At 62.9% G+C, this 11,929-nt stretch carries 7 protein-coding genes; 2 read left to right on the top strand and 5 right to left on the bottom strand.

The genetic code is table 11. The annotated features are described in order from the left end of the window. Positions 1-20: 20 nt before the first annotated feature. The 3 genes from ACP7E3_RS15800 to ACP7E3_RS15790 form a co-directional block, all read right to left on the bottom strand. Positions 21-200: a hypothetical protein gene (locus tag ACP7E3_RS15800; RefSeq protein ID WP_126585564.1), complete on the bottom strand. Its 180-nt coding sequence runs from the start codon at positions 198-200 to the stop codon at positions 21-23. Positions 201-355: 155 nt separating this feature from the next. Further along, a complete protein-coding gene (locus ACP7E3_RS15795) occupies positions 356-1,531 on the bottom strand; it encodes a lactonase family protein (protein ID WP_426123643.1) in 1,176 nt (391 codons plus the stop codon). Next, a complete protein-coding gene (locus ACP7E3_RS15790; RefSeq protein WP_046383661.1) occupies positions 1,518-1,805 on the bottom strand; it encodes a DUF5629 family protein in 288 nt (95 codons plus the stop codon). The genes ACP7E3_RS15795 and ACP7E3_RS15790 overlap by 14 nt, the downstream gene beginning before the upstream one ends. Before the next feature lie 141 nt (positions 1,806-1,946). On the opposite strand from ACP7E3_RS15790, the gene ACP7E3_RS15785 reads away from it, so the two are divergent. Further along, a complete protein-coding gene (locus ACP7E3_RS15785; RefSeq protein WP_426123640.1) occupies positions 1,947-6,839 on the top strand; it encodes a hypothetical protein in 4,893 nt (1,630 codons plus the stop codon). A 49-nt stretch (positions 6,840-6,888) separates the two neighbouring features. On the opposite strand, the gene ACP7E3_RS15780 is transcribed toward ACP7E3_RS15785, so the two are convergent. After that, positions 6,889-9,264: an efflux RND transporter permease subunit gene (locus tag ACP7E3_RS15780; protein ID WP_017846495.1), complete on the bottom strand. Its 2,376-nt coding sequence runs from the start codon at positions 9,262-9,264 to the stop codon at positions 6,889-6,891. A gap of 15 nt (positions 9,265-9,279) precedes the next feature. Then, entirely contained in the window at positions 9,280-10,320 is a 1,041-nt protein-coding gene (locus tag ACP7E3_RS15775; protein ID WP_169850576.1) for a WD40/YVTN/BNR-like repeat-containing protein, read from the bottom strand. 310 nt (positions 10,321-10,630) lie between these two features. Here ACP7E3_RS15775 and ACP7E3_RS15770 point away from each other — a divergent pair, with 310 nt between their 5' ends. Then, the gene (locus tag ACP7E3_RS15770) at positions 10,631-11,746 is read left to right on the top strand and encodes a Gfo/Idh/MocA family protein (protein ID WP_411220319.1); all 1,116 of its coding nucleotides are present in this window, start codon (positions 10,631-10,633) and stop codon (positions 11,744-11,746) included. Positions 11,747-11,929: the final 183 nt, after the last annotated feature.

Here is an 11,929-nt window from a genome sequence, read left to right as displayed (position 1 = left end):
CGCCGGCTCCCACAGGGCGCTCAGTACTGGGTTTTGTGATCCAGTGCGGCGTAGAAGTTGGCACTCTGTTGCAGGTATTTCTGGGTGTAGGCGCTGGTGCTGGATTGTTTGCCGTTGATGTTCACGCTGGCCGCAGCTGGCAGTGCAACAGTGGCGGAAACAGCGGAGGCGGCGATGATCGAGAAGAGATTGAAGTTCATGTCGGTAACCCTTGTGTTCGTTTGGTTGAGTGGCCGGGGAGGCCTTGGAACTCAACTTACGCCCGAGGGTTGGGCCTTAGAAATGCTTTGAAACAGTAGCTGTTATTAATCGAATTAATAAAGAGGATCAGGCCCCGCTGTGCGGGGCCTGTGGCTTATTGACGCACCAGGAACTTGAGGTCGCTGGGCGCATCGATCGGTAGTTTTTGCACGGTTTTGCCGAGCAGGCCGGTGTGTGGATCGCGTTCGATCACCACGATTTCATTGCTTTTCTGGTTGGCGACCAGCAGGAACTTGCCGCTCGGGTCCAGGCTGAACTCGCGCGGATGGTCGCCGTCCACGGAACGGCGCTGCAGTTCCTTGAGATGCGCGGTCGCCGGATCGATGCTGAATACCAGCAACTGATTGGCCGTGCCGCGATTGCTCACGTACAGGAACTTGCCATCGCTGGAAGCATGCAGCGCCGCGCCGGCCTTGTCGGACACCGGTTGCCCGGCGGCGAAGTCCACCAGTTGGGTTTGGCTGAGCGTGCCGTCGTGGTAATCGAACACCGCGACCTGAGCGCTCATCTCGGTGGTCAGCCAGGCATGCTTGCCGTCCGCGCTGAACAGCAAATGCCGCGGGCCGCTGCCCGGCGGCAAGGGCACCGATGCCGGGTTGGCCGGGGTCAGGGGCTGCTCAGCGTTGGCCTTGGGATCGTAGCGGTAGGCAAACACCTTGTCCGCGCCGAGGTCCTGCACAAACACATACTTGCCATCCGGCCCCGGCACCACCGAATGCACATGGTTGGACGCCTGGCGTTGCGGGTTGACCCGGCTCGCCGGGTGCCCGCTCAACTGCACGGGCGCCGCCAGTTTGCCTTGGGCGTCCAGCGGCAGAATCGCCAGGCTGCCGCCCGGGTCTTCAAGCACCGAATAGTTGGCGACGAACAGGTAGCGGCCATCGGCGGCCACGCTGGAATGCGTCGGCTCGCTGCCCAGGCTTTGAACCTGATTGATCAGCGTGAGCTGATGGTTCTGCGGGTCGATGCGGTAGCTGCTGACGCGACCGACCGCGTCCTGTTGGCCGGGGCCGTTTTCATTGACGACAAACAGATGCTGCTGGTCCTTGGAGACCGTCAGCCAGGACGGGTTGGCCGTTTTTGCCGCCAATACCGGCTTGCCCTGGAACCGCCCGGTGCGGCTGTCGAATTGCAGGCGATAGATCCCTTCGCTGCTGCCGGCGGTGTAGCTGCCGACCAACAGTTCATGGGTGTCGGCCGGTGCAGCCTGTACCGACATCGCCCCGACGCTGCCCGCGATCAACAAGGGCCAGAATTTACGCATCAGCATCCGCTTCATCCTCTTCATTATTATTGGCGGTGATTGCGCTCATGCAGACCAGGCGGTGCTCGCCCACATCACCGGTCAGCGTCCAGCTTTGCAGAGTCTCATCGAAGACCGCGGCCTGCAGCTGTTCCAGACTGAAACTCCAGCGTTTTTGCGCACGGCCATCCATGGCGATGATCAGCAGCTTTTTTTCATCCAGTGCGAACTCGAAGGCATGCAGCCCGTCGATTTCAAGCATGTCGCTGGTGGCAAGGACGGCCGTCAAAGTAGTAGTCATCACAGTCTTTCATCAGGTTCAAAGGGCTAATGATAGGCCACTTTGCCGCCAGGACCTAAAACCATAACCGGCTACCGCATCGGCGCCACACCGCGGATTACCGTGCAAGGGCACGTCTTTATTCAACGTAAAGGAATACCCATGCCAGACCACAATCCCCCCCTCGCCGCCGACCCGCTGCGGGAAGCGCTTGAAGCCCAGTTTCTCAAGCGTCCGACACTGCGCGCAGTCACCGCGCAGATGCTGGCGCGCAACCTGGCGGAGAAATATCCGCCGTTGACACACCCCCTCGCCGACCTGCGACTGGCCGTACCCCGTGACGGTGGCGGGCGGGCGTTGCTGCCGTTGCTGGAGGTCGCGCTGAACCATCTCGCCGACGGCAGCTTTCCCTATGTGTCGACGCGCCACGGCCTGGATAGCTACTTGAGCGATGCCAGCGGCACGCGGCTCGGTTATCCGGCCAATGGCGCCCACGCCTATGATCTTGACGTCATCGAAGCCGTCATTCGCGAACTGCCGTCGCTGCTGTTTATCGGCTTCCAAGACGCTGTGGCCACCTATTGGGGCGAAGACAGCGACGCCGGCGGCAGCCGCTGGAAATGGCTGGCCGACGTGCTGCAAGGCACGCTGCTCGACGCCGCCGCACGCCACGCCCAACCGTTGGGCATCCTCAATACGCTGGCGCGCTACCCAGACCGTGCCACCCGCGCGCGCCGCCCGGCCCCCGACAACGCGATTCATGCCTATACGCTAGAGGCGCACCTGACGCGCGCAGGCAGCCTGCTCACGCTGCAAGCGAGCGACCTGCTGGTGGTGTGCCGCGAGCAGGTGTTGCTGTGCCGTCTGTCCGGCGCAATCGAGGCCTACCCTGACCTGGACGCCTTCGGCCAGGCCTGGGCCGACCACCTGCAACAGCGCTTCAGCGTCGACAGCATCACCTGGCAGCAGTACGAACCCGACGGCAATATTTTCGAGGTCCAGGCCGCGCTGATCCTCAACCAGCAATTGGAGGACCTGGCCGCCCTGCAACTCCCGGCCAACAGCACGGTGCAGGCCTTGGAACAACAGTTTGCCGCCATCACCCAACCGGCGCGGTTTTTCGCCAGCGCCCGCGGCACGGCGCTGGTCACCCTGGCGTCCCTCCAGGCCGCCCTGCCCGACTGGCTGCAACGCGCCAGCGCCGCCGACCGCCTGGCTTACCGCGAATGCCTGCTTGAACAGGCCGGGATCAAGCGCCAGACCCTCGGCGATTCCGACTTCGATGGCCTGGAAACCCTGCATAGCTATGCCGCCGAGCACTTGAACCATCAACTGTGCCTGGATCGCGCTGTCGCCCTGGGCGGCCAGCGTACCTGCAACGACGCGGCACGCGCTGCCGGCTACCGGGCCGACGAGTTGACCCTGACCTTTCATGTCGCGGTGGGCAGCCTTGCAGGTGGTTACCTCGCGCCGGTATCCATGAGCCTGGTGGACCTGGCGCTGAAGAACCTGTCGGGAAGCCCCAGAGGCCGCATGACGCTCAGCCATCGCAGCGGCCGGGCGCTCGAAGCGTGGTTGACGCCCGCCTACGTGCTGCAACTGGTCCAGCGTGTGGACATCGGCAACAACTATCCCGCCTACCTGCGCCGGGAACTGATGGGCGACACCGCCGCCGCGCGCAAACGCCAGCGGCTGTTCAACCAACAGCGGCCCCTGCACCTGAAAACCCAGGCGCTGGAGCACGCGCTCTGCGGCGAAGCCGGCCTGACCGCGCGCGGCGCGCGCTGTGTGCGGGCACTGCTCGCAACCAACCCGCTGGCACGCCGGGTCGATGGCGACGAAATGGTCATCCGCCCCCTGGCCTTTCTGCGCACGCCGGCAGCCACGGCGGACGTGGCGCAGAACATGTTCATCATCGAACCGCTCGACACCCGGCTGGGGCCGCACCTGCTGTACCGTCCGGCCTATCGCGACGCGCTGCTCGAGTTCAGCAGCCGCGAACACCTGCTGGCGGCCATTGTGCAACCCGGTGCGCTACAGGACAGCGTGCTGACCTGGCTGCCCGACCCGGCCAGGGCGATCTACAGCAACGGCGGGTTCAGCCAGCCGCACATCCTGCGCATCGGCATCGGTTCGGAGTTCGACCGGCTGCCCGAGGTGCCCAAACCCGCAGAATTGGCGCCAGCCGGCGATGCGAGCGGCGACGAAATCCTGCAAGCGCTCAACCACGGCAGCCTGATGGACTATCTGTTCGGCTGCGAAACCCGCCAGTTGCTGGACCAGGCCGAGCGCGAATCGACCTCGAATGCGCAAAGCCGCTGGGCGTTGATCCTCGAAGGCATGCAATTGGGCTTCAACACCTTGTTGATGGCCGTGCGCGGCCCCCTGGCGACGATCGGCTGGCTGATCCAGGCGACGCAAAGCCTGACCCAGGACCTGCCGGCGCTGGAGAGCCCTGACCCTACGGCGAAAGAGCTGGCGTGGGTCGACCTGCTGCTCAACATCGGCATGCTGCTGGTGCATCAAGGCCCCCTACGCGCGCACAGCGCCAGCCCGCCGCTCGACGAACAGCCCGTCACGCGCGCGCCCTTCCGGAGCCCGCCCGGCCTGGCAACCCGCCATGCAGCGGCGGTCGAACGCGGCGTCATCGGCCTGCCCAGCGAACCACCCGGCGGTGGCCGCACGCCGTTGGACTTCGACCATTCGTTGGCCGGCGACACCGCCGCGGCCGCGCTGCTGGAGAAACTGCGCGCCGTCAACGTGCCGTGGCCCGTGCCCGCTCCCGCGCCACTCGACACCGGGCCTCACCAAGGCTTGTACCGCATCAACGGCCTGTGGCATGCCTCGGTGGCCGGGCTGTTATTCAGGGTCAGCATCGTCCCGGGTTTTGCTGACGTGTTCATCGTTCATCCGCAAAAACCCGAACATCCCGGGATTTTGCTGAGAACCGATGGCAACGGCCATTGGTCGCTGGACCGCGGGCTCAAACTGCTGGGTGGCGGGCCCAAGCGCCTGGCCGCCTTGCGCGAAGAAAACCTGCGCAAGAAACAAGAAGTGCTCGCCCGGGTGCAAGTGCTCAGTGAAGACATGCAGCACCTGATGGCGCCATTCCAGGCAGCGAGCACGCAGATATCTCCCGCCCTGGACGCCTTGGTCAAACAACGCAAAACCGCGCAGTTGGTGTGGAACCTGCTGCAAAAAGCCAGCGACCAGCAAAGGCCCGCCCTGGAAACACGGCACCAGCGCGAAACCCTCAAGCATCAGCAATTGCGCACCGAGTTTCAGATTCTGCTGGAGAACCTAGAATTGCTGTTTGCCCAATCACTGGCCCCGCGCCTGGAGATGGTCAAGCTCGGCGTAGAACTGGAAAAAGTCGGCGGCGCCGGCGTGCATGTGCATGACCGCGCAAAAATCCTCAAGACGGTCTGGGACCAACAACTGTTTATCCACGAGATGCTCCTGGGCCGGTTGAATGCCATGCGCTTTTCCGGCGCGGGCGAACCCATGGCACGAATGGCGCGCCGCATGTTCGTGAATAACTTGCTCGGCGACTCGACGGTCTACGACGAATACGTGCGCAACGCCACCGAGTCAGCAAACATCCGCCAGCACATGGCCGAGGTTTCCGTTGCGATGGAAACCACCCTGGAACAGCTGGAAAACGATTCGCTGGCGGGGCGCACGATACGCCAGGAGTTGCTGGCACAGATCGAATACCCGCAGAACTTTTTCCCCGACAACCTGCGGCTCAACGCCCTCGACTACCTGGCCGTCAGCAGCGTGGAGATGACCGATGTACGCCTGCCACCGCAGGAAGAGCTGTACGTCAAACGCCTGGAGCAAACCGACCTGAGCGCGGCGCTGCTGTCTCACGTCGAAGTGCGCAGCAGCACCGAATACACCCTGGTCGAACAACGGCAGGTGTACGAGAGCGTGCTGAAAAAGTACCGCCGTTATGAAGAGGCGATCCGCGTACTCAAGGCGCTCAACCCGAGCCGCCTGCGCCCGCAGGCCGAACGTCTGCTGGCGGGCCTCGAATACGCCCAGGCGCTGGCGAACAGCGAGCTGGAATCGGTGGTGCGCAAGCAGGAAGCGTTGGAGGTGGTGCTGCCGCTGTCGAAAACCCTGCGCGCCAAGGCGCCGACAAAGCGCGTGTTCAAGACCCGCAAAAAAGAGTATTTGATCGGCGAACTCAAGCCGGCCGATGCGCAGAACGCCGAGGAGCACTTCACCCTCACCGATACGCTGACCGGTGAAGCCGTTGCCTCTTTCAACAAGCACGCGGACGGCTGGGTGACCACCGCCGAACCGCCTTCCCAAGCCCCCACGCAGCCCCCGCGAGGCCGCACGCTGGCGACCCTCAAAGGTTTGGCCCAGACGCTGATCGAACAGCGCCGCGACATTGAACGCGTCATTACCGCCGACCGGCAAAAACTCGACTCGCCGCGCACGCGCCAACAGGTCAACCCGGGCGACTGGGATGAGCTGCTCAGCGGGCACGCGGACAAGCTCACCGCGCTGGCCGAGGAAATCCAGCGCGACCACCTCGACAAACCCTCGGCCCAGGACCTGATCGATGAGTACCAGGCCCAGGCCCGCGACATGCTGCGGTTGGCGGAACGGGTGTGCAGCGAGGGCTACAAGCGTCAATGGCCGACCCAGGAGAGCCTCGAGTATCTGTGGCAACACCAGCAGATCGATATCAACCTGACCAGCCTGGCCGACCCGCAACGGCCGACCCTCAGTGGCGATTTCTTCACCGAATACGCGGTGTATGACAAAGCGAAAAAACCGCCGACGGTGCTGTGGTATGCCCACTTCCATTACGCCAGCGCCGACGCCCCGCCCGCGCGCTATACCCGCGCCCATCTGAAACTGGCGGAGCAGCGCAAATACACGCAGAAGGATTTGCTCAAGCAACACGTCCAGAGCAGCTTGCGCAACCCCCAGGAGCCGGGCGCCGAGCCGATCAGGCGGATTGTCTACGTATTGATCACGCCGCCGGTGGATCAGTTGTTCCTGGCGATCGCGCCCACACCGCGCGCAAGCCGGTGAGCGCAGCGTGACGTTGCCGGTGGGGGCGCAACCGCCCCCACCGCCGCACTCAGTGGGCGAACAGCGAATTGCCTTTCTGCCCGGCCAACTTCTCCGGTTTGATCAGGAACCGCGCCAGCGCCGGCAGCAGCCACAGCGCGCCGAACATGTTCCACAGCAGCATGAAGGTCAGCATCAGGCCCATGTCGGCCTGGAACTTGATCGCCGAGAAGATCCAGGTACACACGCCGATCGCCAGGCACAACCCGGTGAACAGCACCGCCTTGCCTGTGGACTTGAGCGTCTGGTAGTACGCCTCTTGCAACGGCAGGCCAGCGCGCAGGAAACTTTCCAGACGGCTGTAGATGTAAATGCCGTAGTCCACGCCGATGCCCACGCCAAGGGCCACCACCGGCAAGGTCGCGACCTTGACGCCGATGCCCATGAACGCCATCAGCGCGTTGCCCAGCACCGAGGTCAGCACCAGCGGCAGCACGATGCACAGGGTCGCCGCCCAAGAGCGGAAGGTGATCATGCACATGGTCGCCACGCACAGGTACACCAGGATCAGGATGGTCAGCTCCGACTCCTTGATCACCTCGTTGGTAGCGGCCTCGATCCCGGCGTTACCGGCGGCGAGGATGAACTCCAGGCCGTCCTTGTTGTTTTCCTTGGCGAAGTCCTGCACCGCATGCACGGCGCGGTCGAGGGTTTCGGCCTTGTGGTCGTTGAGGAACACCAGCACCGGCGCCAGGGAGCAGTTGTTGTTGTACAGGCCATCGGCGCGGGCGATGGAGTTGTTCAGCACATCCGGGTTGCGCGACAGGGTTTCCCATTTCAGGTTGCCCTCGTTCATGCCCTTGATCATCTGCTTGGACACGGTCACCAGCGAGATCGCCGACTGCACGCCCTCGGTGTTCTGCATCTTCCACATCAACTGGTCGATGGGCGCCATGGCTTCATAGCGCGAGCAGCCTTCGGCCTTGGTCTTGACCATCACCACCAGCACGTCGGAACTGGTGGAGTAGTTGCTGATGATGAAGTTGTTGTCCTTGTTGTAGCGCGAGTCCGGGCGTAGCTCCGGCGCGCCCTGGTCCAAGTCGCCGATCTTGAGGTGCTGGCTGTACCAGAGGCCGCCGCTGAACGCGACCAGCGCCAGGGCGACGGAAATCGGCGCGACCTTCGGGTTGGCGAAATTCGACAACAGGCGCCAGAACGGGTGTTCGCGATTCGCGTCTTTCTTGCTCCTGGCCACGGCGCGCTTGCTGATGCCCGCGTAGGAAATCGCCACCGGCAGCAGGATCAGGTTGGTAAACACGATCACCGCCACGCCGATGGACGCGCCGATGGCCAGTTCCCGGATCACCCCGATGTCGATGATCAGCAGGGTAATGAAACCCACCGCATCCGCCAGAATCGCGATCATCCCCGGCAGGAACAGTTGCCGGAAGGTACGCCGTGCGGCAGTCAGCGCATTGTCCGCGTCGCTCGATTGCAGGGCGATACCGTTGATCTTCTGCACGCCGTGGGAAATACCGATGGCGAAGATCAGGAACGGCACCAGCATCGAATACGGATCGAGCCCGAAGCCGAAGAAGTGCATCAAGCCGAGTTGCCAGACCACCGCCACCAGCGTCGTGCTCAACACCGCGACGGTGCTGCGCAGGCAGTTGGTGAACCACAGCAACAGCACCAGCGTGATGACGAAGGCAACGCCGAAGAACAGCACGACCATCACCAGCCCGTCGATCAGGTCGCCGACCTTCTTGGCGAAACCGACGATGTGGATCTTGACGTTGGGGTTCTGCGCTTCGAACTTGGTGCGGATCTTGTCTTCCAGTTCATGGGAGAACTGCCGATAGTCCAGCGCCAGCAACTTGCCCTGGTCCTGCGGGTCCGGGTAGGACTCCAGCAGCGGGATGTCGACAATGCTCGACTTGAAGTCGTTGGACACCAGGCGCCCGACCTGGCCGGACTTGAGCACGTTGTTGCGCAGTTGATCGAGGCTCTGCGGCGAGCCGTTGTAGCTCTGCGGGATCACTTCACCGCCGGCAAAGCCTTCCTCGGTGACTTCGGTCCAGCGCACGCTGGGGCTCCACAGCGACTTGAGGCCCGAGCGGTCGACGCCAGAGATGTAGAACACCTCGTCGTTGATCTGCCGCAGGGTCTCCATGTAGTCCTTGGTGAAGATGTCACCGTCCTTGGCCTCTACCGAGATACGCACCGTGTTGCCCAGGTTGGCCAGGTCGTTGCGGTGTTCCATCATCTTTTCGATGAAGGGGTGCTTGAGCGGGATCATCTTTTCAAAGCTGGTGGAGGGGCGAATCAACGTCGCCTGCCAGAACAGGAAAATACTCACCAGCAGGCAGATGACGATCACTGCCGGGCGGTTGTTGAAGATCAGGCGCTCAAGAAAGGTCGCTTTATCGTTGTGATGACTGCTCATTCTTTCCCCGCCTTCTTATTGTTTTGTGGGTTCGGCGCCGGTTGGCGTAGCAACACGAACACCCCCCTGCCCGACCAGAATCAAGTTGCCATTGCCCGCCGCCGTCACCGCCGAGAGTGAAATACGGTCCGGGCGATTGAATACGCTGAAGGTCTGGCCGTCGTCATGGCTGACCACCACGCTGCCGCCGTTACCGACCACCACCAGCGCGCCGTCATCGAGCAAGGTCGCCCCGGACAAGCCGAACTCCAGGGCGCCGCGCGCCGCATTTAGTTCGACCTGCTCCCAGGTGCTGCCGAAATCCGTGGAGCGGTACAGGTTGCCACGCAAGCCGTAGGCCAACAGGGTGTGCGGCTGGGCGGTGCCGATCACGCCGAACAGCGAACCCTCGTAGGGGCCTTCGAGTTTTTCCCAGGTCTGGCCGTCATCGCTGGAGCGGAACATGCTGCCCTGCTCACCGACGATAAACAGGCCGGCGTCCTTGATCTGGGCGATGGCGTTGAGGTGAAACTGGTCTTCGTTGTCGAGGCGCTCGCTGACGTCTTCCCAGGTTTTGCCGCCATCGGTGGTTTCGATCAGCGCCCCGTAGGCGCCGACGGCCAGGCCGTGGTTGGCGTCGTTGAACCAGACGTCGAGCAACGGCGCTTCGCGCTTGAGGTCCTGGTATTGCTGGACCCAGGTGGCGCCGCCGTCGACGCTGGCGAGGATCTGCGCATCGTGGCCGACGGCCCAGCCGTGTTTGTCATCGACAAAAAACACCGCCGTGAGCAGTTGGCGGGTGGGGACTTTGGCTTGGGTCCAGGTGCTGCCCTGGTCATCGGAATAGAGGATGTGCCCGCGATCACCGACCGCCACCAGGCGCGAGCCCGCGTGGACCACGTCGATCATCAGGCCCTTGGCGGCCTTGGGGGATTCAATTGCAAACACCGGCTGTGCGGCGGTATCGCTGGCTGCCAACAGCGGTGGCGACAACGCGGCACCGGCCAGCAACGAGAGCGCTGTGGCCAACAACGCAACCCTGCGTGCGGCGCGTGGGCGGCAAACAACCCAACCCATGACAGGCTCACTCATAGACCTTTCTCCCATTTATTATTGTTAGGTCGTCTTACCTTCCCGGGCTCTGAAACCTGCAATCTAGAGCGCCTGGAGGAAGTAGGGGCCATCCTATCGGGCTTTCGAATCGTCTGACAATCAGCGCTACGTTATCTTTTGTTAACTGGCGGCTTTTAACCCTGCGCTGAATATAACCACATCAACTGCAATGATATCGCCGCAGAAATGAATTATTTTTTCCACATATTGAATTATGAGAATTTATATTCCATTAATAGCCTCCCTGAAAACAATAATCCAAAGGACCACGGCTATGCGCAAACTCGGAATCGGCCTGATCGGCACAGGCTTCATGGGCCGCGCCCATGCCCTGGCGTTCAATAACGCCCGCACGGTATTCGAGCTGCCGGTCAGCCTCAAACTGGCCGCCCTGGCCGATGCCGACACCGAACGCGCCCAGCGCTGCGCCGATGCCTGGGGATTTGCCCAGGCCCATGGCGACTGGCAAGCGCTGGTCAACGACCCCACGGTCGATGTGGTAGCGATCACCACACCGAACCATTTGCACTACCCCATGGCCATGGCCGCGCTCGCCGCGGGCAAGGCGGTGTACTGCGAAAAACCGCTGGCGGTCAGCCTGGCGCAGGCCGACGCCATGCGCCACGCCGCGAGTGCGGCGGGCGTGGTGACGCGGGTCGGCTACAACTACCAGCACAACCCGATGATCGGGTGGGCAAAGCAGATCATCGCCAACGGCGAATTGGGCGAAATCATCAGTTTCCAGGGTGAGTTCAGCGAAGACTTCATGGCCGACCCGGCGTCACCCTGGTCGTGGCGCTGTGAGGTGGAACATGCCGGTGGCGCCCTGGCAGACCTGGGCAGCCACTTGCTGTCGATGGCACGCTATCTGGTGGGCGATGTGGTCAGCGTGTGCGCCGATACTCAGACCGTGCATGCACAGCGCCCCGCCGTCAAAGGCGGCGACACACTCAAGTCGATTGCCGTGGACGACCAGGTACACGCCCTGCTGCGTTTCGCCAACGGCGCGCGCGGCACGGTGAGCAGCAGTTGGCTCAAGCACGGTTACAAGAACCACCTGGCGTTTGAGATCAGCGGGACGCAAGGCACGTTGGCCTTCGATCAGGAGCGCTTGAACGAACTGCGCCTGTGTCGCAAGGGCCAGGACGGCTTCCAACGCCTGCTGGCCGGCCCCGCCCTGCCCGGCTACGCGGCGTTCAGCCCGGCTGCCGGCCATCAGTTGGGCTACAACGAATTGAAGACGCTGGAAGTGCACGAGTTGATTCTGGCAGTGACCGGCCAGGGCGCGGACGGCAGCGACTTCGACGCGGCGTGGGCGGTCGAGCGGCTGGCGACGGCGATTCGCGTGGCGGCTCGCGAACAACGCTGGGTCAATGTGAACTCGGTCTGAAATGTGGGAGGCGGCTTGCCCCCGATGGCGGTGGATCAGTCGATAGGCTCGGTGACTTCAACTCCGCTATCGGGGCAAGCCCCCTCCCACATTTAGATCACCTAGAGATTCAAGTTAGCGCAGCGCGCGGAGCAGCACCTTGCCCACTGTGGTCTTGGGCAGCTCGGCGGTTTCCTTGGGCCG

This window comes from Pseudomonas sp. PSPC2-3 (genome assembly GCF_049898265.1).
Lineage (GTDB): Bacteria > Pseudomonadota > Gammaproteobacteria > Pseudomonadales > Pseudomonadaceae > Aquipseudomonas > Aquipseudomonas veronii.
This window is presented reverse-complemented; position numbering and strand designations above follow the sequence as displayed.